At 43.5% G+C, this 25844-nt stretch carries 11 protein-coding genes; 1 reads left to right on the plus strand and 10 read right to left on the minus strand.

All coding sequences use genetic code 11. The annotated features are described in order from the left end of the window. Positions 1 to 88 precede the first annotated feature (88 nt). Positions 89 to 931 carry a phosphatase PAP2 family protein gene (locus tag NPE20_RS06175; RefSeq protein ID WP_256537739.1) on the minus strand — a complete coding sequence of 281 codons (843 nt, stop codon included), beginning with the start codon at positions 929 to 931 and terminating at the stop codon, positions 89 to 91. A gap of 352 nt (positions 932 to 1283) precedes the next feature. Between NPE20_RS06175 and NPE20_RS06180 the strand changes: the two genes are divergently transcribed. Further along, on the plus strand, positions 1284 to 2006 hold the full coding sequence (locus tag NPE20_RS06180) for a hypothetical protein (protein WP_256537740.1): 723 nt from the start codon (positions 1284 to 1286) through the stop codon (positions 2004 to 2006). Here NPE20_RS06180 and NPE20_RS06185 read toward each other — a convergent pair. The 9 genes from NPE20_RS06185 to NPE20_RS06225 form a co-directional block, all read right to left on the minus strand. Beyond that, positions 1948 to 2292 (minus strand): EamA family transporter, encoded by a 345-nt coding sequence (locus NPE20_RS06185; RefSeq protein ID WP_256537741.1) that lies wholly within the window; start codon positions 2290 to 2292, stop codon positions 1948 to 1950. The two genes, NPE20_RS06180 and NPE20_RS06185, sit on opposite strands and share 59 nt — an antisense overlap. Positions 2293 to 2377: 85 nt before the next feature. After that, entirely contained in the window at positions 2378 to 3829 is a 1452-nt protein-coding gene (locus NPE20_RS06190; protein WP_256537742.1) for an autotransporter outer membrane beta-barrel domain-containing protein, read from the minus strand. 148 nt (positions 3830 to 3977) lie between these two features. Further along, on the minus strand, positions 3978 to 4637 hold the full coding sequence (locus NPE20_RS06195; RefSeq protein ID WP_256537743.1) for a hypothetical protein: 660 nt from the start codon (positions 4635 to 4637) through the stop codon (positions 3978 to 3980). Then, entirely contained in the window at positions 4600 to 13482 is an 8883-nt protein-coding gene (locus NPE20_RS06200) for an RHS repeat domain-containing protein (protein ID WP_256537744.1), read from the minus strand. The genes NPE20_RS06195 and NPE20_RS06200 overlap by 38 nt, the downstream gene beginning before the upstream one ends. Before the next feature lie 21 nt (positions 13483 to 13503). Beyond that, positions 13504 to 14292, minus strand: coding sequence for a hypothetical protein (locus NPE20_RS06205; protein WP_256537745.1), 789 nt, complete (start codon positions 14290 to 14292; stop codon positions 13504 to 13506). Between the two features lie 11 nt (positions 14293 to 14303). Next, positions 14304 to 20957 (minus strand): hypothetical protein, encoded by a 6654-nt coding sequence (locus NPE20_RS06210; RefSeq protein ID WP_256537746.1) that lies wholly within the window; start codon positions 20955 to 20957, stop codon positions 14304 to 14306. 49 nt (positions 20958 to 21006) lie between these two features. After that, the gene (locus tag NPE20_RS06215; protein WP_256537747.1) at positions 21007 to 21423 is read right to left on the minus strand and encodes a hypothetical protein; all 417 of its coding nucleotides are present in this window, start codon (positions 21421 to 21423) and stop codon (positions 21007 to 21009) included. Between the two features lie 17 nt (positions 21424 to 21440). Next, positions 21441 to 22517, minus strand: coding sequence for a DUF928 domain-containing protein (locus NPE20_RS06220; RefSeq protein ID WP_256537748.1), 1077 nt, complete (start codon positions 22515 to 22517; stop codon positions 21441 to 21443). Continuing rightward, positions 22517 to 25639 (minus strand): hypothetical protein, encoded by a 3123-nt coding sequence (locus tag NPE20_RS06225; RefSeq protein WP_256537749.1) that lies wholly within the window; start codon positions 25637 to 25639, stop codon positions 22517 to 22519. The genes NPE20_RS06220 and NPE20_RS06225 overlap by 1 nt, the downstream gene beginning before the upstream one ends. Positions 25640 to 25844: the final 205 nt, after the last annotated feature.

Consider the following 25844-nt stretch of genomic DNA (forward strand, 5'->3'; position numbering starts at 1 on the left):
AAACAGGGTACCCGCGCAGTTGCATCACTTCTTAAATATTGCGTTTATTTGGGGTTTTTAAAGCCTTAATCCAAAGAGATATCGCTGCTTAAAATTGCATGGCAAAATGCAAGCCTAATATCCCGTTCTGATAAGAGGGCAATACAATAGAACTACTCTTTGGTTCTTTCTTTAACTCGTCGGGTACATCTTTATTATTCTCTTTTTCGCGTCCGGCTTTAAAAAGCCTGTTGCGTATGTAAGGATAAAGCAGGTAGGCTGCCTTTGCCGATAAAATGCCGAAGCCCGCACCGGCAACTACGTCGCTAAACCAGTGGTCGCGGTTGTAAATACGTAAAATACCCGTAGCAGTTGCAAAACCGTAGCCGACTGCACTGTAACCAATAGATTTATCACCCAACTCCTGCGCCATAAACTCGGCCCCAAGAAAAGCATTGGCCGTATGGCCCGAAGGGAAGGAATAATAATTGGAACCATCTGGCCGTAGCCGGTGTGTTATTTTCTTTAATCCGAATGTGCTAAGGCTCATCATACCTTCGGCCATAACAAAAATTAAAGTGCGGTCGACGAAAGTATTCTTACCATGGATACCCACTAAATTTAATCCGTAAACTAAAGCTACGGGCGTATACTGAAAATAATCTTCGGGGTGATGGTTAAAATTTGGGGCATCCTCTTTAATGTCATTATAAATATTCCTGTCAAGCCTTCTTACCGGCTCGAAAAAGAAGTTACTTGCTCCGTAAGCGATCAGTACCGAAGGAGGCACCAATGTCCATGCTTTACTGCGTAAGTGTTTAACAGTATAGGGGGCGGTAAAAAGATCTTTTTTTAGCGTATCAATTATGCTTACCTTTTTGGCTGTGTCTGATACCTGCGCCTGCGCCTTAAAACAAATTAGACAAAATATAATATAAACGACTTTCTTCAACGTACAAATATTAGGGGTATTTATTTATCAATCTTGATCACATGGAACTTCTTCACGACTTTATGTAGCCTATAAATCAACATATTACTTAGATACATCACTTTAGGTTTATCACCAAATGGGATCGTAGAAAGATCACTAACTGTTGCCTCTTCCTATTAAAGGTATGAACCTTTTTGGAAAACTCTTATAAATATAGCAACAGGTTGTTGTAATATGATCTTGTCGGGCTCTGATTTTTTATACTGATCGCGGTGCACCGTTATCTATAACAACATTTGTTAGTAATTTATTTGATTGTATGAGAAATTTATATTTACTTTTAATTACAAAGTACTTTAAATAGCAATTTATGGGCATCTCTTCCATACTTGACCAGCTACATTTTCAGGCTAAGCAAAACAAATGGCTTCGCTATTTTGCTGTTTTCAATCGTATAGCTTTAGCGGCTGGCTTTTTGCCTGCGGGATTTGTAAAAATTATGGGTGAGCGGTTCACCGATCTATCCGTTAACCACCCGATGGGCCATTATTTGGAAGCCCTGCACCTAACCGGTTATTATTATCCATTTATCGGCATTGTGCAGGTTACGGCAGCTATTTTATTGCTGATACCCCGAACGGCCACTTTTGGAGCTGTGCTCTATTTTCCTATTATATTGAACATTTGTATTCTATCACTTGCCGTACGTTTTGATGGCTCGCTGCTTTCTTCCCCCTTAATGGTATTGGCTAATTTGTATCTCTTGTGCTGGGATTACGACAAGTTAAAATTCATTCTCCCCTTTAATCACTCTACAATTCTACCCAAGCCAAAAGTCATCAGTAACAAGTTTCCAACAATGTTCTTTGCCGGTGCAGCTGCCACCGTTATCATTTTAGTGCTGGTCATTACAAACATATATAACATTATGCCCCGCAACACTTTGGCTGATTGTGTGGGGCAATGTAAGGATAGCAAGAATCCCCGGGCTTGTAATACTTTCTGTGATTGCATTCATGAAAAAGGGCAATCGCTTACAAAAAGCCTGGACGAATACAACAAGGCTTTAAAGGAACAGGCTCGGGTAAAGTAGTCTCTTGTTGTTGGCTCAATGAATTACAGGCTTCTATCCTTTTGATCAACAATCTGCGTTGTTTGGTATTCATTAACACTACGGTAAACGGGATAAGAATAACACCTATCCATTGAAGAAAGCTTACAGGTTCCTTTAACAGTAGGTGTGCCATTAGTACAGAAACCGGTATTTCTATAGATGCAATAATGGCACCCAACCCCATACCTATGAGCGGCATTCCCCGGGTGAACCGCAACGACCGAACGATGGTTCCAAACAAAGAAAGGAGAAAGCCCCAGTGCAAAATATTCTGTATGAAAAGTATACAGATTTGTTAGACTTAAAATAAGACCTGCAGCGCAACAATATACATATCCTTCTGCGCCTTATTAATCCTTATTCTTTAATCTCTGAATTTCCTTTTGTTGTTCCTTTAACTGGCTGCTTAATTCAATTAAATAGAGCGTCAGCTCCTCCACCTTTTTGGTAAGTATTTTATTCATTTCACCCAAATTCAGACCGTTAGCTACAACCTCTTTTTCCGAAGGCATATCAGGCAGGTGGTGATTTTTGTCAATGTAATCTTTAACCTCGGTAAGCGTGGGTAATACATATTCTTTATTGAATACATAATCACTCCAGCCCGTGAGGTCAACGCGCACCTCTTTTGTATGAATGGTGCCATTCACCGCCAGCCTGGCATCAGGCGCAGCGGTTCCGATGCCTACATTTCCCCCGTTTGGGTTCAGCGCCAGTATCCCGCCTGTATTCGGACCGTCTATCGCCGCCTGAACCAAACTATACACATTTCCTGTCGTACTGTTCTGACCCATTAAAAGCGAACTTCCGGTCCCGCTGCTCACAAAGTCACTTGTTGTAAGCGCCATGGTCCCGCCTAAAATATGCAGCTTTTTAAACGGCGCTGTCGTACCTATTCCCACATTACCTCCATTCGGATTCAACAGCAGCGGATAAGTTGCGTTAAGTGCAGTTTGGTTGCCTGCCTGCAAGTAGGATCCAGATACCCCATTAACCCCAAAGTCCAACACGGAATTACTGGATAAACCCTGTAAGCGTAATACACCTGTTTGAGCAGTTCCGGTCGTGGCCGGAAACCCTGTTATCCCGTTAATATGTGTTCTTAATCCGGGGGTAGTTGTTCCAATACCAAGATTGCCATCACTTGTCACCCGCATCCGTTCCAGAGAACTGCCCGCATTTTTCCTTGTTGAAAACTGGAGGTATCCCGCATAATCCGCATCGGTTGCATTTTCTTTTCTTCCGGCTATCCCGGCCCAATATGTTTGCGTAGTTCCGGTATAGAAACCGCCGAAACTTAGCTGACCGCCCATATCAATCGCGGCAGCATCGGTTGTACCAATAAATACATTGCCCCTTGTATTCGTTGTGGTATTCATACTATTAATGTGTAACTGTGCGGCCGGCGCATTCACCCCTATTCCAACCTTCCCTGCCGCGGTTATCCTCATCGCTTCAGCGAATGTTGATGATCCATAAGCTGCATTGGTATTGGAACCGAAAACAAGCGGCCCAAGCGCGGAATACCTTATCCCCTGCGCCGAATTAATGTTGAAATCGATAAATCCATAAGCTCCTCCCGACCAGGTGATCGCCGCGTTATTGTCTGCACCACCGGCACTATTCCTGATGTCAACCGCGCTGGCCGGGGTAGCAACTCCCGTGTTAACGACCAGTCTGCCTGTTGTAGGCGTACCTGTTCCGATACCTACGTTAGTGCCGGCAGCTGTCGGGAAAGTGTTTTGTGCGGTTGCATGATTAATAAAGCCCACCAGGGCTGCAAAGCAGAGGATTTTTTTCATGAAGGATAAGCGTTTAGATTAGTAAACCGGGATCTTGTAATTGCACCTGTTTAGGAATAAACATATATGAAATTTATAATACATCCAATTAAAATTCAATATCCGATTAACTCGCAGCACCAAGCGGGACTTACTTTTGAGATGTGATCTATTTTTCCCAACGAGAAATACGACGAGAAAATACCCAAGAAGGGAAATGATTACGGTGTGCCAGTTTCCGGCAAAAATCTTCCAATTTTGAACCGATAACATCTCGACTGTAATGATAATTAAGGCTATTGTTTTTAAATATTTCTATTCTAATTTTATTATCAAAGAAGGCAATGTCAATATGGCCAACAGCGACTTTGTTTTTAAAAAATACAAAACCCACTGTTGGAATATATTCCTTAATTGGTTCATTATATGGAAATACTTCATTTTTGAAATTCGCCAATATTTTAAGAAGCTTTTTGGCATCATGCATAAATACCAATGCTCCTTTATGATCCGTTTGTGAACCGTCTATCGAAACGAAACTTGTATCTGGAAACGTGATTCTATTATAAATATTCGGCGTATCAACTTTCAGTGAGAACTCATTTACATTATATTTTTCTTTATTAAAATAAAACATTTTGACAGAATCATATTTTAACGATTCTAACTCAAAACGCAAACTATCATTACCCGATTTTTCCTTTTTATAAGTTTGGCTATTTAAGAAATTCGATTCTTGTGCACTACAGTTTACCATAATAATCAAACTCAGAAAAAAGATTATTAAATTTTTATTCTTCTTTAGCCCTCTCTTTAGGTTTAACTTCATTTAAAGGTTCTCCTGTTGATTTAAGTAAAATGTTTATATCTTTTTTCACGGCTTTTTTATTTCCAGCCGGAAATAAAATAAATCCAACTTTATATTTAGAAATAGTTTTCACTTTTTGTATTGCATTTGGATCCAAATACGAACCATCGGCTATTCGGGGGGTATTTAATTCCGGAATAGCATCCCAAACATCTTTATTATTCTTATCTTTTTTCATGCCAGATATTCTAACCAGGTCTGGCGTAATATAAATATTAACTTTACCATTAGATAATTTTTGTAATGCTATACCCATACTTTCATCAGAACCAACATTGCATGCTGAAATTACGAAATTTCCATCTTTTCCCATTTGTGCCATAATCCCTTGTAAAGCAGCAATTGACTGGTTCTTTTCGTTAACAAACTTATCATTAGGATTACTTGTTCCATCTTTCATAAAGCTAATAATATCCCCTGATGTTATTAGCAGATTTTCGTTACCCGGAACCGCTTGAAAGAAATATTCTTCGCTTTTTGTGATACTTCCATCTGAATGGTGTGTAGTCGTTTCAACTACTCCTCCGTGAGTTACAAATACCACATTCATCAATTGCGTAGTAGGCAAACGATTGTCTTTTAAAGAATTGATGTAAGTCAATCCATTTTGTATATCACTTTTTACACCGAGCCAATTATTGTTAATCGCATTTGGGTGACTCTGAAGTTTGTCGACATTGACTAATCCAATCATAACATTGCGACCATAATTTACAGTTTTAATTTTAGGCTCTTCTCCATCCATATCAATAAATTGAACAGGGTTATTAGCTGCAAATTGAAAGGGAGAAAGACTTGGAAAACTGCTAGCCAACGGATCCTCGCTCAAAAATCTCCCCACCCTTGGGTCATAGATTCGCATACCGTAATCCTGTTGGTTGCCTTGGCCTTTTACCTCATTATCGTTTTCCTTACCGTTAAACCCATAACGATAACTGCCATTGGCCGAATAGGTTCTGCCGGGTTGTAGCATACCAAAAGGATAATAATCCTGCGCGTTAACTACATCCGCGGTATAGTAATCGTTCGTTGGTGATAGCACCGTGCGGTCGGTTATCGTTGCCAGTACATTATCCAGATGGTTAGTCAGTTCATATCGTTTTAATCCGGCATTGGGCCATATGCTGGTAGCAACAGTTGGGAATCTGTTATCAATGTTACCGATATTCGGCAGCCAGGTCCCCAGGCGACTACTCCCGTACAAATACTGTTCTTTCCAATTTTTAACCCCGCCGATATCGTCGTATACAGCCAGGGTATTCCCCTGCACATCTCTTACATAATAGGTAGTAGTTGTACCAACTTTTTTACTTACCCGCTGCTGGGAAGTATTGTAAGTGTAGCTTACCGGGTTACTGCCAGTTATACTCGTTATTTTGCCGTAAACATTCCATTCAATACCCGTAATACCGGCTTGCGCATCCGTAATTAAATTGCCAATGGCATCGTATTGGTAATTGGAAGCTGCCTGGTTATCAATGTCATCTGCAGATAAACTACTGCTTACATTATCGCTTATTGATTTTAAGCGGTTATTTATTTTGCGGCCTGTTGCAGGGTCAGTAAAATAATTATAGGTAAGGTTATCCATTAACGCTGCGCTGTTGCCAGCTGCAACCATTCCATTACGGGTATAGGTATTGATATTCCCATTGGGATCATACGCCACCTGCTCTTTGTAGTCATTCAATGCAATTGGCGACCATGCGTTGCTGCTTACATTTAATCCTTTAAAAACATCCTGCCCTGTTAGGCGGTTAAGCTGGTCGTACTTATAAACAGCCAGTTGGGGGCCTTGCTGTGCCGTTGCCGCCGGAAAAGCAATATTGACCGCGCTGGCTGCTATATTACCATTATATAATGACCGGAAACCCGTTACGCCTGCCGCGTTTGCAAAAGGTGTAAAGTTACTAACCGGCAGGTAATCGGAGTTGTGGTACTGTAAAGCAAGGCCAAAAGCATCAGCTGTAGCAATTGTATTACCACGATTTGGATCAGGCAAGGCCGGAATTGGCTTACCATCTTCTGAAGGGTCATTATTGTACGACAGGTTTGTACTGTTAATACCTTTTAGCCATCCTTGCAGTGTGTACGCGTAATCAATACCCTGTACACGGTCACGCTCGCCTCCAAGAACAGTTCGCGCCAATGGCCCGTGCAGGTAATAGTAATAATCGGCATCAAGTTTTCGGTTATTCCACAACAAATTGCTTCCACTATAACGATTAATAATAGCCTGTGTGCCAGACCAGGCCTTAACCAGCCGGTTCTCGGCATCATAATCATACTGGTAGTAGAATTGATCTCCCATCCCATCCTGGTAACTTATAAAGTTTACTTTACCACTAACCTCGTCAAACTCGTAATCTATTCGTTTTATATTCAGTCCACCAATTTTTTGCCAAAGGGTTTTCACATTTCCACTAACATCATAAGAGTAATAAGTAGCCTGCGAAGCATTGTCACCGGCGTTCTCACGATAAGCGGTTGCCCATACCCGCTTGCGCAGGTTTTCCTGGGTACCCGGGCTTGTTACGCCGCCTATTCCACCAACTATTCCATCGTACCAGGTATTGGTAACCTGCACATTTGTGCCGGAAGTATTAAAGCCTGTTATTTGCGTATTGGTTAAAAAGTCCGGCAGTCCCAGATAAAAGTTAGAATTATTCTTTTGTCCAACTTCGGTAATACGGCCCAACTGCGGCTCGTAAAGCGTATAGCTGTATTTATTTTCCGCAAGCTGCTTATCATTTTGAGACACAACCAGCCTGCTCAGTAAGTCGTACCAATAACGGTTTACACCACCATCCGGCGAGTATTGCCGGGTAACCTGGTTGGTACTGTTGTAAACATAACTGGTCGCCAGTGAATGTTGCGGGAACCAGCCGAAATTTGTGATTTCGTTTGTGGTGTTACTGCCGGCGGTGGTCATCTCACCTGCCAGTGGGATATTAAACCTGTACCAGCCAAGCTTATTGTTGTCTGCAAAGGTAAAACAGGTGCTTGCGGCATCAGCGTTAATATTGGCAACACTTAATTTGTGGCCGTAGATAACCAGGTGTTTTATCGAGGCAAAGTAATCAGGTACTGTTACGTCGCCTGAAATTGCCGTAGCTGATAAAGAAAGCGGAGACGGTGAAGTTGCATTATTAACAACCGTCAAAACCTTACCGTTTAAATACAACTGCGGCAATACTGCCGAGCCAAGCCCGGTACCCTGCATAACGATATGTACAAATGGATCAAGCGGCATTGCGGCCGAAATATCAGCCTGGAAGTGCCTGGTAGCTGGTGTGAAGGTTAAAGCCCCGGCTACGGAACCATCAGTAGGATAGATATCGACATAAAGCTTGTTGCCGGAAATACCTGCCTGGAAAAGATATTTCTTGTCTGAAGTAAATGCTTTGAAAGTATGGCCCGAGCTGCCGTCGTTAAACAACCACATCTCTATAGCTCCGTCAGTTGTGGAGGATAACACAGACGACAAGGTAGTCAGCGCGCCTGGCTTATCTGTTACAATTGGCCCTGTATAGGTGCAGCTTACGGCATCACCTTTGTCCCTCGCATTATCAATATTGGCAAACTTATCAGAAGTAAGGAGTTTAACACCTTCGGGCGGTATTGTACGAACAAGATTATCTGCCTGGTCATAGTAATACAACGTATAATGATATTGCGGGGTGCGGCTGTTTAATGCCGTGTAAGCTTTCGCTGCTGAACAGGTTGCAATGTAATGCACTTTAAACGCCTCTCTTGCCTCATATATATATTTATCATAATCGATAACGCCGCTGGCCAGCGCACCGTCGATGAGCGATAAGGCACAGGCATAAGGGTCGGGCTTAACAGACAGGTATTTGGGCCTGTTAAGCAACATGGTTTCTGTGTTGTTTTGAAAAGTTTTATAATCATCAAAACTGAGGCTAAACCCCCATTGCATATTCATGAATGTAGCGAATATGACCTGATTATCGAACGTAGTTGTGGCCAGACTGCCGCCAAACTGCGAATTCAGGCTGGAAAGAGCAGTATTATACTGCGCCCTGGTGATATATCCCGAGGTTGAAGGCTCCATGAAAACAGGAAGGGCGATTTCGTCAGGCATCAATTCATTACAGGAAGTACAGGATGTTAATAAACCAGCAAACTGGTCAGATGTAAGATCCATTGCAACCCCGAACTTTGTTTTAAGGTAAGTATACAATCCCCCGTCAGTAGCCGTTTGGCCCTGGGGAAGCGTTGCCTGGTACTCGGCCCTTAAAGCTTGTATTTTATTACAAACCACCGTGCTACCACTCGTTATAGGGGTACGGGTGTTTTTTTGCGGCATATCATATGGGAAGGGCGAATTGATCAGCCATGGGTTAAGTGCCGGTGTGAAATTTGCGAGCTGTAAAGTGTTCTTTATCGCATCGCCAAAACTTAGATCACCATAACTTGTTGCCGCACCTATTTTACTTGCACCAAATATGTTTGTTGACCCGCCGCCTGCAGTACACACCGCAATTAGTCTTGCCCTAAGCTGATCTATCATCCCTAACTTATTGATGGCTATGATACCAGGTCTTAATTTTTCGATCAATTCATCAGCCGTAGCCTCGCAGTTTGTCTTAACGAAACCTGCCACTTCATTATCATTGTTTTGCGTTATTTGGTTCGCCACACCCGTCGTCAGGATTTGTGAACCATTGCCGTCTTCCGGATAGGGAGGAAAGCGGGCATCTTTTGTTAGCAATATCGGATCGCAGGTTGTAGTTGTTGGATTGGAGCTATTCCCCCAGATCAAATAATTACTGGGAACAGTCGGGTTTTTTTCTTTGTCTAAAATTAGATAGGTGTGCTGGTTGTGAGGATGCTCGCCGTCTATGTGGTGATGGTATGCACTATTGTAGGTTATGATACCCGAAGATTGCCCCACCGGAATAGTCACCAACAGGGAAGCAGGTGATGCCGGTAAGTTATTGCCGTATGCATCAGTAGTTAAATAGATATATGGCACAATGACAGGAATATTTTCAGTTGCAATTACGGCATTTCCGAGTTTATCCTTTAACGTTACTGTTGTTTTGTTTACTTTATCGTAAGCAGTGTACCATTTCCAGTAAGTGCCAAAGAGCCAGTTTACAGTTTCAAATAGTCTCACGGGCGAGGTTTCGATCACCTCATCAACGATATCGATATACTTACCTACGGGTATAACGGTCGGTGCACCCGTACAAGTAATCCTCTTTATCTTTACGTCAGTGATCGAAGCATCTTTTGGAATACACACATAAGCATATTTTTGACCAGGTGTAAATGTTACATACCTTATCACAGGAACCGATCTTGGCCCAAGATCTCCGGGATAGCCGAAGTTATAAAGATAACTGTTAACACCCGGCGAATAATAAAGCTCCAAAGTTGTATTGCTATTGATCGCGCCACCTAAATAACTGATCCGAATCGGTTGAGACCAGTTATCACAAGGAGAATGATAACCTTCGTCTTTTTCAAGCGAGAAATTTATTGGCGTTGGGCAGTCTCCGGGCACTTGAACTATCGGCGCGCTTCCCCCCACAGGGCAACTTAACTTTCCGGAACAGGTGGTTGCATTCATTATTTTTTCATAATAAATCGCCTTTAGTTCCATGTACATGTCCCGGTACATGTTAAATTCCTTTTCGGGGGCGTTGCAAACAGGGGTGCAATCCTGCCAGGGTGCCCCTGTAGCACTCGAACTTTTGCAATACAGCAGGTATTTGATATAACGGGGCAGAGATACATTCGTATAAGCAGACCCCGAGCCCGTTATTTTAAGCACACGGTCTGTATAAGACTGCAGATCAGCTATAAAATTATTTCGATAATTATAACCAGTGGCATTGAGTTTAAAGAAGGGATCAAGGTTGTACAGCAGTAAGGGCGTATTTTCATTATAAGCAAGACTCACGCCTCCGTTAATCTTTTTCAGGTCAGCTATCCGGGTTACAAAGTGCTTTACCTGCTCATCCCAGTTTTTTGACCCTTCATTGGCCTGGCAAAAAGTCAGTTTACAAGATTCCGGATGATATGGTAAAAACTTATAAGCCCAGACCGGGTTCCAGTTTTGGACCATATTAAAAAGAGTAAACTCCGCGCTGTATACCGAAATTCTTTTACCGTTTACAGAAACAGAATCATCACCAGTAAGTGTTCCGGAAGGCAGGTTTGCCAAACCGAATACATCATTAAAATGCACATATAGAACATTAAAAACTGGCTCAACTGGTATTAAATTATCTTTAAATAAGGCGTATTGGCCGCCCGGGCTAACATCGGCAAGCATTTGGTTTTCGTAACTGCTGCAGGGTGCAAAAGAACAATTTGCCTGGAGCGCTTCACATTTAATCTTGAGATTATTGAACGTAGTTAACGACCATGCCTCAAAATCATTTTTTATGACCGGGTCAGTATTTACATCAACACCAAAGGCACTGAACCTTGTTTTTACCAAAGCGGTAAATGCCGGTTCGCCCTGTGTCAACATCACCTGGCAGGTAACACAGTCTTTATAACAATCGGCAAGTTGAAGCGTACTTAAGTACTTAGTTTTTATAAAGTTATACTTGCCTAACAATAAATTATTACTGAGCGAGTAATTAACATAGTTATCTGTATAATTATCAATAACCTGCTGGTCCATCAGGAATTCAACACTGATATGGTACTCACCGGGCTTTGCAAAGTCAACATTGGCGATTGTTTTAACAGGTTGCGGATCGGTATAGCCGGGGTTGGATGTGGCAGATCCGAATGTAGGTAGATCCAGGCCGTTATTCACCGGTATATTGTTACCACAATCATCGGTCACTTTTACAACCAGCCGATAAAAACAATTGCTACATAATATATTATCGGGATAGCGGTCCTTCAACTGTTCAATGTTAACCTGTAAGCTAACACTATGATCGGGGATCGCAGCCAGGTAAGTTGTATTGGCAGTGATTTTCAGTTCCGACCTGTTGAATATAAACTGTGCAGGGTTAAGTACCTTTATGTAATCAGATTTTACATTCTCGGTGTTTAAAGCCGGCAGCGGATCAAGGGTTGAGGGGTTGGGGCCTGTCAATGCAGTAGCTATGGTTTTACCGCTTGCATTAAGGTAACTTAAGCTGATCTGGCCGTTCGGGTCAATAACCATATTTTTTGTGTAATGCTCTGCGTAGCCAACATCATTACCAAACAACTGGTCAAGCTCCCATTGTTCGGGCTTACCATAGTAATATTTACTGGTACGGCTCATTGTATTTACCGTACCTGTACCCGGTTGAAACGCCGGGCCTACCCCACCCTGCAGCTTGATCCTGCCAGTATTGTCTGCTGTATATTGTGTAACAGAAAACGGATATCCCTGGGCATCAGGGATGGCCTTGTTAAATTTTGACTTGACCAGGTTTTTAAAAAGATTGTTCGGAGAGTAATATTTTGAGGAGCCACTCAAGTTATTCATAACATCTGGCAGCATTTCGCATCCGCCGGGCATTGCAATCCCATTGATATTTTTGACAGAATATGGGATGCCATCGTTATCCATGTTGAAGTTCTGGAAATAATGAAGGGTGGCCTCGGCGTCATTCACTTCTGCGGGAGCCGGTAAGATGGCAACCGATTTACGGCCAAAAACATCATACACATCTTCCTGTACAATAGGTACCGGCGGCGTATTTGGTTCTGTGCTTGCTAAAGTTACCGATTGCCTGTTTCGCAACGTGCCATCGAAGTAACTCATCACTTCTTTCTTTTTACCATCTTCTGCGTAGGCAACGGCATACTGAAAGTTTTTTGTTTGCTCGGCCCAACTCTTCGGCCAGATATTATACTTGAGCTGTGCAATACCGTTTTTCTGGCATTTGTAATTCCATGCCCCTCTTAACCGGTTACCTGCCGCATCATAATTTACGGTCCTTACCCGCGCTAATACATAATCGTTATCAAACAGGGTGAACTGATAGCTGCTTGTGGAATTAGTTATGCGGGTGGTATTATTTCTGAATAACGCATCCAGGTTTTCATTCGATACAGAATTATCTGCCAGCATAGCGTTGATAACGATCATATAGGGGCTGCCAATGTCTATTGGCGCTATCTCCACATCATACTCCTGAGCGAGGGCGGCCTCATAGTTCAAACTTAAAATACCGGCAGCGTTGTTAACGGAACCGGTAACTGTAAGTGGGCCAACATCAACTATTTTGTTAGCGGGTAAAGCATATTTGCGGGTAACCAAAATGCACTCAGATACTTCAAGTCCGCGAATACTATCTTTGGGTAAAACCGATGCCGGAAGTTCCGCACAACGCACATCGGTAACGGTCATCTCCATTTTATAGGCACCCACCGGCAGGTCATAGTTATCAAATGCTTTATAAGTTGTACCGGCAAGGCGGTTATAAGTCACCTTCAATGTTCTTGTTTGTGGTGCAGATGCCTGGGTAGGGTTGTTTGCATCCGTGTAAGCTACTACACTTACATCCACTTCGAAGCTGAGCGTATTACTCTGGGTGGGCAACTTTGTAAAGTCGGTTATCCTGAGGCTAATACTACTTTTTATAAACGCCACCGGAAATTTAACTTTGTCAAATAACGGGTCGTCGTATTTATCATCCTTTATTGTAACCACTCCGGGGGCAGTTAAATCATCCCTCTTAAAGCCATATACCGGTTTACCATCGTCACCTGACAAATTGCTATTCAATGCATCTACAACAGCATACGGTTTTGCTTCATTAACTAATGAAAATAAGGTTACTATTGCCAGCAATACGCCTCTTCTAACAAAGTTCATACAGTGTGATAAGGTTGTTTTTTAATTAAGTTTAATAAGCGTGTAATCTTTGTACACACCTTTTAGCAAACCGCCGGCATTTAAAACATCTGTTGTTTGAGGCTCCCCGGTAAAATCCGCCTTATCTGAAGAGTTGAGGAAAAGTACTTCTACATATCTGTCTTTCTTACTGTTAAGCGGCTCTTGCGGCGAGGTTAGCGTTGTGGATATTTTCACAATTTTCCCGCGTTCTGTATCTACCTCCATCGCGTAGCGTTTGCAACCTGGGTGCCGGTCATTATTGAGAATGAACGTCCTGAATTTGCCCGCAACTTTTATGCTCAGTTCGTAGTCCTCCTGCTGCAATAGCATTTGCAGGTTATTGTTGCTTAACAGGTTCATATTTTGAAAAGGTTTTTGCGGGCCGGCAAATATTTTTTTCTTGTCATTCATCACGTTTAAATTAACCCCATGATCACTGATCACCATTTCATCACCAATACGGTAAAAGAATTGCCGGCCCGAACGTGTAAGTTTAAACGGCAATACCATTTTAATTTGGCCTGTATCACCCGGCGCATCCACTTTGATCGTACCGCCTATCGTAAATTTGTCACGATCCTGATCAATTTGTCGTAGCCATGTGCTGAATTCTTTTACCGTGAGGCTGTCATATTTGCTTTGTCTGGGTTTGTCAACCCGGGCTACCTTTGGCTGCTTGATACCGGTTCCGGCGGTTATTCTGTTCCGCATGGACCAGCCTGCCAGGGTTATACCTACTAATACCGATGCTATTAACACAACCTTAAAAAATGTTTTTTTACTTTCCATTAATATTCGTTTTAGGGAGCGACAGATTTAACATAAGATGACTTTGATTCTTTAAGGGTCACGATCCCCCTTTCGGTCTCTTTTTTAACCCTTGCTAACTGGCCCTGGCTGTCGTATTCATAAAATGTAGCAAATCCGTTCTCGTCCAGTTCCGCCATCAGGCGCATGCTTTTATCGTCGTAAGCATACGTCTTCATTTGGGAAGCTATCGGATGGATCCGGATATCATCAATATATACAGGGCCGGTACCAACCGGCTGTATATCAATATTCACGTCGTTCTGGTACAGAGTAGTAATCTCGAACACACCTTCCACCAGTTTCCAGTCCTCCACTACCGCTCTCACGGTCAACGGAACATTGCTTAGGTTTTTCAACAGGGTAATGCCAGTGGCCTGTTTGTTATAAACATCATTATCCTTTACCCAGGCTGTGAATAAATATTTGCCACCGTTAGCGGGCGTTGGCTGAAAACCTATCGGATATTTTGCATTCGGATTTTTGATAAATTCATTTTTGGCATTGAATTCAAAATATGGAAAGCTTTTTTGCTCAAGATCAGCGTAGCTTACTGTTTTAAGAGTTATTCCTCCGGCTGGAACAATCACGCTATAATTCCCGCTGTGGGAAACTCCTTGCCTAAGCAGCGCATTCAAATTTGAATTGGTAATATTTGCACGCTGAAATTGAATTACAGGGCTGGCATCAACGTAATTTGCACCACCAATTTTAAAGTAGCCATCTTCAAAAGAAGCAGCAAAAATCTCCCGGTTACGGGCATTACTTGCTACTGCCGCAGGCAATTCCCCGTTAAAGTCAAATAAGGCCGCGCTATACCTGTTTAAGGCATCCACATTCTCAGTCTGCTGGCCATATTTATCATAAATGGTAACTGTGTTGGCGGTGGTCCAGCGTTCTGCTGCAAGGTCGAGGTTTTGCAGCCATTTTGGGTTATTAGCTACCTGCTCGCAAAACCAATAGCTGTAAAAACCATTAATGTAGCCGGCGTCCTTAACATTGACCAGGCCAGGTGCGCCGTCAGTGATCGTTTTATAAAGTCTATCCTTTTGCAGCACCTTGGTTTTATAAGGCTTCCAGTTACCTGCGTATCCATAAATGTAAGGATTGATGGATGTGACGGGGACCGTACAAGGGCTATAGGGTGTATCGAAACCATCATTGTAGATGGACTTATAAAATGGTGCACTAACCCCGCTCTTATTCAAGTAAACAATCGTATTGGGGTTATCTCCCACCAGCTCCTGCGTCGAAAAAATCGAAACCAGCAACTCACCATTCTGGTTATTGGCTATGGTTGCCGCGTCATTATCCAAGATCTCAAGATATGCATAATCCTCATCAGGATGCGGAGTGCCAACTGACGGTAATTCTATCCGTAAGTCATGATAGCCTTTGTTTAAATATTTTGGTGAAACAGAATATTTCCTTTGCATCGCCCCCTGGTTCATTAAATCATAGTTCCATGCCGCGGTCGAGCAGTTATCATCAAATCTTATTTTGAAACCGCTCCCCACTACGGAGGTTACAATTTGATAAGTCCCGTCATGAGGCACCCAGAACTTTGAAAAAAGACCAAGGAGGTTTACACCGCTGCTCCGGCTTCTTGAAATGGAACGTGTATTGGACCTATCCACAATCGCTTTAAGGCTGGAGCTTAAGGGCATAAATGGAGGATTTACAGTGTTGTTGTAATAAACTATAGGGTATGTACCCGCTTGCTCTTGTTTTACCGTACCGGCAGGCACGCTGAAGTCATCCCCGCTATTTGCATCAAAAGCATGTATATCCGGCATTTCGGTTGCCCAGGTCTCATCATAGGTGGTAACCGAGGCATTGATCACCTTTAGCGCCGATGTCAGGTCATTTTTGCCTACCAATTGTAATGCCCCCCCTGCGATGGGGTTATTGAGGCTTACCAACTGGGTGATGTCTGCATCCAATATATTACGGGCGCCCGACCTGATAATTTTGACCAGTTTGCTGCTAAAACCGGTCTGGATCTGACCGTACCGGTTCATGATATATTTTTTAATAACACCAGAACGGTTCTGCTCTACCACCCAATAGTGATTGCCGAACCTTGGCATATTAGTTGGCGTATCGGTCTCGTCCACCTGCATGTCAATAAACTCATCACCCGATTTAAAAAAAGCATAACTGTTTACCGGTATTTCGCCCGATGCACTTGCGGTAAGCGGCCCAAACAGCAAGCCGACTGTTTGGTAAGCGGCAGACATGCCCTCGTAAGCCCAATAGGCCGGTATCCTCATCGTGAAGATGTCCCTTTTAAACTCGTTTTGGGTACGGGTGATCAATGGATCCCCTGTAACACCATCAAAGGCAATATTTTCGGTAGTGATCGAAGACCCGTTTTGGGTTTTGACAACCTTTTCCAGGATGCCATACGATTGCACTACCTTAAAGGCACAGGCCGACCGAAACAACCGGTAATCATCATTGCGTTTGATAGGCAAGTGGACAAGAAAAGCCCAAAAAATACCTAAGTTTAAGGTTTCGGCACCTGTATTAACGGCTGTTCCAAGGTTGACTGTCTCCTGTTCCCTGAAATCAGTATACAGTTCGATATCCTGCCCTAAAACACCGTCAACTACGGTACCACCGGGTTTGACCACCTTGACCAGATTATTCAGCTTCTGCGTTCCGGAACCGGTCGGGGTACTTTTGTAAAAGTATTCTGTCGCGCTGATCTCGGCACCTGCATTATTATAGATTCTTGTGGATCTTAGCTTGCCGTTCATATCATTCAGCTCAATACTGTAACCCTGGGACATGATCAGCTCTGAATCGCTAAAGGTTTCAATGAGGCTGAAAAGGCTGCCTTTTACCGGGGCGTAGCGTTCAGGCTGCAGTGCATTCACCTTTACCGGATAGTCCCTGCCGGTATAAAAGTCATTAACCGTATAATAATCACTTTTTACAGTAGAAGCACTTCCGTTTTTACCCAAGTCCCTAACAGTTACACGGCTATAGGTTACAGACGGGGCCGGAAAAACCGACTCCCCGAAAGGTTCTTCCAGATCCATATAATTATCTATCCCGCCTTTTATCTTTTGAATATAAGGTACAGGCATTTTAAAGGGGTTTTCGTCGTTACCGATTCCGGGTTCATATGCCGCAACGCCAGTGCTGATCAGCAGTCCGTTTTCAACTTTTGTATAATCAAATACTTGTCCGTACTGTGCCGTTCGGTCTGTCTGGCTTCCATCGGGGTTCCAGTTGTCGGTAATATAAATACTTTTTACCCGGGCGCCCCCTCCTGTCTTGGCAATAACCTCCTGTCCCGGGCTTATTTCATAACCATTATATTTTGCGAGCCTGATAAAACTTTTATTGAGATCAACCTTGGTAGCATAATGGTTATTATTCGCCGTCTGATAAAAATTCTCAAAAAGTTCACCAAAATTTGAAGCGGCATTGATCACTGCGCTAATGATCGAAAGAATACTTGATGAAGCAGTCGCTTTGTCTTTTTGCTGATAACCAGGGTAAGCAAACCTCGGGTATTCGTTTTTAAGGCGCTGTAATGCGGCGAGCATAATAGTATTCGTATTTATGCCATTCTCCGTGTAACGCGCCATAAAGATATTTAACCCATTAGTCCCGTCAGTTGCCTTTGTAACGTTTGTCACCTGGATATATGCGGGTACAAAGTCATGGCTGTTCACAACCGACAGGTCATTTTTCGTTTTCATATCTACATTCATTTTGGTGTAGAGGTAGTCGCTTCCATTTAAAAAATTCTTTTTGAACCAGGCGGTAATGTCCTGTCCATCGGGAGGCATTTTAGAAGCCGGAAGTGATACCCTGATCCCCTGCGCATTATATAAATATCCATCTGCATTGGGGTCTGGCAGCAGTGCGCCTGAACTGTTAACCAACCCACTGATGGAATACATGGCCATCGCTTTCCGGTCCTGAACGAACATATAATCGTCCGCCTCGTAGTTAACATTGATCTGGCCGCCAGTCGGGAGACTTACAGCTGTTAATTGCCAAAGTGCCGCATTCTCATCTACCGTGGAGCGCGAATTTTGGTTAGCATAAGGATATTCCTCATTGGTCATCCCGCCGCCGTTCTCTGTTTGCTCTTTGTACATACCCCACCTGTCCATAGCCATTTCCTGGTAACCCTTGGTATTGTTGTAGGTAAAGCGGTATGGAAAAGAGAGGCCACGCGGGCTGTTCTGATATTCAAACCAAACTTTTTTCAGGGTTAGTTTTCCATTGCCTGATGTGGTCTCCCCCGTAAAATTCGGAACGTTGGCGCAAAGAGTGTAGTCATAAGAAAATTTCACGACCTTTATGGGCCTTGACATATCGGCTTTTGAATAAAGCCGGATCTCTTTCAATCTTTTAAGTTTTTGATTATCATCTTTGCCCCCGACAGACCAGTCGGCCTGTGCACCAAGCGCGTCTTGCCGGTCTTCTGTGATAAAATAAGCGATCTTTGTTTTTGACTCTATTGAACTTACATACCAGATCTCTTTTCTTCCGAGGATCACGCTTCCTTTATCATCATCCGGATCGGCCAGGAGCCCCCTGTTGATATTTGCGCCCGCGAAGGGTGTGCGCCAATTGTATAAATAGGATAAGCGCGAATAATTAAATTTAACTGCGGTACCCTGGTCATCATCGCTGACGCCATCCCCGGTCTTGTCCGTGTAGTCGGGAGAGAGCACGGCTGTAAGCAGAAAGCTGGTTGCGTAAGGAGGTTTGGTCTCTTTATGATAATAATGATCAACGCCTTTATTTCTTCCGGGATAACTGGTACGGTTAACCCCCGTAACCGCATAACCTTTGTCCAGGGCGAATGAGTATTCATTTTGTTTAACATTATAAACAGGCAAACCATAAACCATCCGTTTTCCGCTTTTGTCTGTAACGGTCATTTCGGATATATGATGGCCCTTACGAGCCGGGAAGCCGTCCGCGTCGGCAGGGCTTTCTGCAGATGCTGGGTAATCGGCTACATTACCGCCAACTTCTGAAAGCTGCGGGTCAACCCTGGGATAAGCTTTTATTAATTTAGGTTTGGCGGCGATATCAATTGTGGAATTTATATCAATAAGTTTGTAATTTTTGATCGTAGTTTCCAGGCCATTCGTATTGGCCTCTGCTGCCGTTAAATATGAAACAGACGTAGCCCTGGGCTGGCGTGATGTTTTAACAAGCCCTGCCCCAAGGTCATTAGATCCGGAAAAAAAAGATTCCGCACGGTAATCACCTTCATTCAGCTTGACTTTAACCGGTAAGGTACCATTCATTTTTAAAGTCAATCCTGCATCTTGCGGGGCTATCTCCCCTAAAACTTTGAAATGAGCATTTTCCTTTAACGGATTGATAAAATCATTATTCTGGAAATCTCCTTTGCTGCGGTAATTATTATTTTGTGTCCACTTGTGTGTGGTACTTCGGGAGTCCTGTTTAAAATAGTTGACACCGACATGGATAGCTGAAAAGCTTCCTCCAAAGTCTAGTCCCCCGGTATTGGTATCGCTGATGTCATCAACCCTATTGTCAAAGAAAATCCCGGATCCGCCGCGATATAATCTAAACTGGCCGCTGCTTACCTGATTTGTAAAAGAAAACATATCAGGCATTTGAATGGGGACAGCCAGATTAGGCAATTCCGGTATAACCGGATTTTCGTTTTCCCTGATAAAATCCATTACCGCATCCTCGCGGTCTTTACCATTTTCTGCGTAAAGCAAACCGTAAGTGGGTGTAAAAAGTGCCGGTTTAGCTACTTCCCTTACTGTTTTGTAACCGGTTATGCCGCCGCCGCCGAATATTCCGAAATCATCAAGGCCGCCGCTTACAGTAAATGACCCTGAAGTATTTTTATAGGGGACCTGAATTTTGGGGTTCACCGGTTCAGTGTTATAGGAATGATTCAACCCGGGGTTAATGAATTGTACTTTAGATCCAAAGGCGGCACCAAGAGAAAGGGATTTCATGCCGCTGCGTGTATTATAACCCAGGCTTGCGCTTAAGCCCTGGTGCTCTACTGCTTTACCAGTCGCGTTATCGTAAATGGCAAGAGACGCAAAGGGTGAGGCATCTACTCCTTTCTGTGAATCTGAGGTGATTCCAAGTCCAAGGCTTCCCGTAAAAAGCCCCCCGATGCTCGCGGCTGGCGACACTCCTGCATTTGCATTAAGCTGCGCGCCATAACCTGTATAATTATTAGAATAGATCCCTACGCTAAGCGATCCGGTCACCTTAAACAACGCGTTACCAAAAGCTTCTGTTTTCGAAGAAAAGTTACCACCAACAGTGATCATGGGTTTTGTATAATGATCCGTCTCCACGATATCACCTGACATATCATCCGGAACCCCCCTTACCTGCCTGTTGATCGCTCCTGTATTGAGCGTCCAGCCCAAGCCAACCCAGCTGGCTTCATCTTCCATTCCTGCACCTGCCTGATAACTCAGGTTGAGCGGGTAACCATCGATATCTATTAAAGGTATGTTATATTTAAAGTCCCCCGTCTGCAGGTCCACCATATCCGATACACCGGCCTGTTGGAAGGACTGTGCTTCCGGCTGCGCAGGTCCGGAGGTCAACGCGTACACGGAAACAGGGATACCCATATCTACCAGCCAAATGGCCAAAAACATGACCGCTATATATTTACGCCTGCGATTTATAAATTTATACTGCATGTCGTTACTGTACTAATAGGTTTAGGGTATATGATTTTTTAGAAATATTTTTATCCTGATACCTGAATTCAACACTATCCTTCAAACGCAGCGAAACGGTGGGGAATATGACCAGGTATTCATAGGTCCCTTTTACCCCGTTGGGAACCTGCTGCACCATTGCAGGATATATCTGCCGGCCACTTTGTTTCAGCGAAAAACAGCTGTCCATAGCAAACATCAAGGCGGTCTCATTTTTTTTCGCCGTTAGTATGGCCTCCCCTTTGGGTACCAGCTTTATTTTAAAGTTACGGTCGGCATTTTCTCCCGGGCTACCGGTAGGTTGCAGCCGGCCGATTTGAACGTTAAGGTCCTGATCCCCGGTTTCCAAAAAATTCCCTCCAGCAGTGTGGCACCCGGCCAGCATTAAGATTGCAAGCATTAAAATCATCATCGCTTTCATGGCTGTTCCCGGTATATAAATCTTAAGTTCTTTACTTTTCCATCCGGCAGCGTGACCTTTAAGATGTAGAATGTATTATTTTTAAAAGAACCGATATCATACAGGTCGATATCTATCTGGTTTGTTCCATTGATTATTTTCAATTTCGGCAGGTGTTTGATCTTTTTCTGCGGGTTATCAATACCAAAAATTTCGTAATTGAGTTTTCCCTCTCCGAATGCATTGATAAAAGAGAAACTTAAAACTCCTGTTGCAATATAAAAGTTCCCCTTCGACAGGTCTTCGATATCACGGTATCCATTAGCCGCAGTTCTTTTCATACTATCTTTACAATCAATAGCAAACTCCCATATTTCTGACCGGTTCAAAATGGTTTGATTCTTATAAGCTGTTACCTGCCATGCATACTTCTTTTTATTTTCAAGTTCTTTTGCAATAGAGGGGTAGGGCAATGTCGGTGACATGATTCCGCTTTGATTAACCAGCGCAAGGTTGTAGTTGAGTGCTTCTGTTGGGGTCTGTCCGGATTTCACCTCGGCAAGAACCAGTTGGTAAAGCGCGCCGGGGATAGCGGGCAGCAAGGGCTGCCAACTCAATAAAGGACGCTTGTCACATATTTTATCTTTGTTATAAGGGTCAATCAGATTGAGTTCGGCAAAGGGCGCCAGCGTATAATCAAAACATTGTTCAACCGGCGGGTTATCACTTCGGGTAAAGGTAATAGAGAAGCAATATTCGTAATCGCCTTCAGGGAATGAACGGGTAGAGGCGCTGATCTGCCCGATCCGATTATTAGAAAATTGAATAGCAGCTGATCTGGCGGCAGTAAGAGGGATCGGATTTGTTCCAGGCAATAAATTAAACTCCGGGGTTCTTATCGCGCAGATCACGCCGCTGGCCCGCTCTTTTACTGTAATGGTCAATTTAGCGGGGGTGCTGATCAGGCCACCGGTAATCCGGCAAGAAAATAACCCGTTCACGTTACGCCCATATATTTCGGGTATAAAGCTAACCTGAGCGGACAGCCTTGAAGAAATAAACAGCAGGAAACAACATATAATTCGATACTTCATTAAAATGCGTTTAGGTGATATTTTAAACTTAATTCCGCCCTGCAGCCCGGATAAAGGCCGCTATATAATGGCCTGATCATATCTTTTCTCAGGTCAACAAAACTCCCTACATCAAAATGACCGCCTGACACCAGGTTGAGGCTTTGCCGGATACCAGCCTGCCTGACGATACCCGTGTTGTCCAGATAAACAACTCCCGAAGACGCGGAAAGCCGCCTGAAAAGTGTATAAGAATAGGTCATATCCGTGTTCAGCATATTACCGATCATTTTAACAGCGGTTAGCTCCCTGTTATAGAACATGGTAAAACTAAGCACGTTACGTTTTAAGACCACGCTTTGTACATAATTCAAAATCAGCAGCCGCGATTGCCCCTCGGGTGATCCGCCAGACACCGGGCTGCTGATTGCCTGCGTTCCCATACCAAAATGACTGACCGAAAAATTCCGCCCAATCTTATACGAAGCATTACCGTCAAGCTGAAACTTTTCGAAACCATAAACCTGCGTGTTTAAACCGTCAACCCGTTTATCCGTGCCGTTATTGGTATATTTAAATATGGCATTTAACCCTTTGGATACGGTATAACGGCTTTCAAGTGATACCTGGTAATTTTTCCATCTGTCGTTACTGGTATAACTTATCGGCATATTGGTCATATCTGTACGCAGGTTTAAACTAAGCCGGTTTCCATAAAATGATTTTTTTATATTTCCTCCAAATTTCATTTTGGCACCGCCAAACCCATTGTTTGCCGGGTTTTGATACCCCATGCCAGAATAATTAAAGTATACATTATCAGTTGCCCCTATACTGTTGAGGTCCAGGTGATGAGAAACACCGAAAGAAAGCGCCTGGAACAGGTCGTTACTCAGATCCTGGTTTAAACCACCTTTCCGGTCGAGTATGACCTCCGCGCCCGGCTGAAATTTATTGGCATACAACGTAGTGGATTTGGAAACATCCAGGCCGAGCTGGCCCAGCTGGCCGATATTCACTCCTTTTGACAGGGTAAAGGCAACGGTGTTGGAGGAAACTGTGGGGATGGCGTAAAGGTTATTGCGTACTTCCCGGTTAAAGGAACTGATCACCGAGATTTTTAAATTGCCGCGGACAGCATTTTTCAATTCTGCACCAAAAAAAGTTACGTTACGCGGTTGGTTGTAAACCGACCCCTGATACTGGGCATCTTTTTGCGCGCTCATATCGTTGACGCTGCCGTAACCCAGCGTTAGCGGCACGAAACCGGATTTCACCGTGACATGCGCACCTGTTAAAAAAAGTTCTTGGTTCATTCCGCCGCCAGGAATTTGATTACTGTAGGAGCCAATCTTTAGCGCGCTAAATTTAGAAGCAACGGCTTGCAAACGGTTAACAGGTCCGCTTTTTTGTATCCCATCGCCAAATTCAGAAACCCCGCCACGGAAATCCCTGTTATCCAGAAATTTCTGCATTGCGATCATCCTGTTGACATCAAGGCCCTGATCTTGCAGCTTTTCTTTCACAGCCATAATTTCGTCGGCGATGTGGTAAATATTGGTGTCATTTGTGACTGAATCTAGCACTTTAGCTATAGGGGATGCTTTGAAGTCGGTAGGCCCAGCGTTTATTCCTGATAAAGTATCTGTCGTAATAACGCTGTCCAGCCCGCGGTCTGCAGCGCGCTTTTGCACCTCAAGTTCCGCGTTAAAATTTACTTTACTGAATTGGTGGGAGGACAGGAATATATGTTGAGCGATATTATCGATTACCTGTTCCCGCCCTGCAACTTTCGCCGCTAACAAGTTCCTGGTAAGTGCACTGATGTTAACTCCAGCAAATATCACGTCCGGACCGACAGTTTTTACAGCATCACCCTGCGCAGGGATCATTGCGGAGATCTTTTGACTGATCTGGCCTGGTCCCATTAAACTGATCTCTTTGATGTTGGCAGGATCACCAAAATATTGCTGAAGCCCGTTATTTGAAGACAGTTCGTTTACAGCGTTTTTTTTTGCTTTAACCTGTTCAAGAGCAGTACTCTTTAGCGCTGCTACTTTTTTTATGCCAGCTGTGGCTTTTACGCTATACTCTTTTGCCCGCCCTATCGACTCCTTCTTTAATTTGGCGACGATCGCGTTCCGGTCCATCCCCAGCAACTCCTGTATACTTGATGGATCGTCCAGGTATTTTGCATATGGCTGATCCTTAAGGGCCTGTTCGGCATTGTTTCTCTGTGCTTTTAAACGCTCTGTTAATTTTGATTTTGTATAGGCGCTCAAATCTTTTCCGCCCAACAAGTCCCTTCTTATTTCCGTGTATTTTAAAAGTTCATTTTTGTATAGGGAATTAAACCGGGCAGGGTCAAGATCAAATTTTACAAGGTTTGAATAGTTACCCATGGGCGGCATACCCGAAGCACGATCGGTGGTAAAATCAATATTAACAGGTAACCCGAAAGCCGTTAGTGTACCACGCGCAGAAAGTACATTCACAAATTTAGAGGTGGTATTCATGCCTAATGGCGGCACAGACTGATAGCGTTCGGCGTCCTCCAGGGTTAAAGCCAAACTAACATCGGGTTTGCGAAAGGTTTTCAGTTTTTCGTTCAGCTCGCTTTTTATAGCGGCCGCTTTCACCTGTTTTATATTGTCGTCAACACTGAATTTGGCCAACTTTGTGCGTGTTTCTTTTACAGCATTTTTAAAAGGCGCCAGCTTCTTAAGACTGTCTGCCAATCCGCTTACCTGATTACCCGCGCCCTTTAGCTGTATGCCGGCTTTGTCAAGTGTCGCGTTTGCAGCTTTTACGGGATTTTGTTCCCTTGCTTTGTTTCTGAGGTCAATTATACTCTTATTAATTCCAATAGCGGATATCAGCGTGTCTTTCAAACCCGAAACTTTGAGGCTATCTTTTAAAAGTGTCGAATCCAGCCCTCCTTTTACCTGTACCTGCGGAAGTTTAGGCACAAGATATTTGAGTTGCTTTGCCGCATTATCCACACGGCCGTTGACTTTGCTTTTTAACACACGGGCTAAAGATGCCGAATCTGACGGCTGTGGGATGATCGTTTGCGCAAGGCAAATCACCCCGGGACAGGCAAAAAGAAGTACGAGAGTTAAATAGCGTAAAATTCCACCCATAATCCTACCGAAAATTATCTAAGAGGATCAGCGTTAGGGGGATGGGATAATTGTTCGCCAGGAGAAAGGCTTCAAATAACAACATTAGATATGGTTTAGGTTAATAATTTTTAGAAAGAGTTATATATTGGCGCAACAATTAAAATCAAACAAATACTTTTAACTGCAACCGCTTTTTAATAACTTTGGTGAAAATAGATGTTAA

Source organism: Mucilaginibacter aquariorum (assembly GCF_024498135.1).
Lineage (GTDB): Bacteria > Bacteroidota > Bacteroidia > Sphingobacteriales > Sphingobacteriaceae > Mucilaginibacter > Mucilaginibacter aquariorum.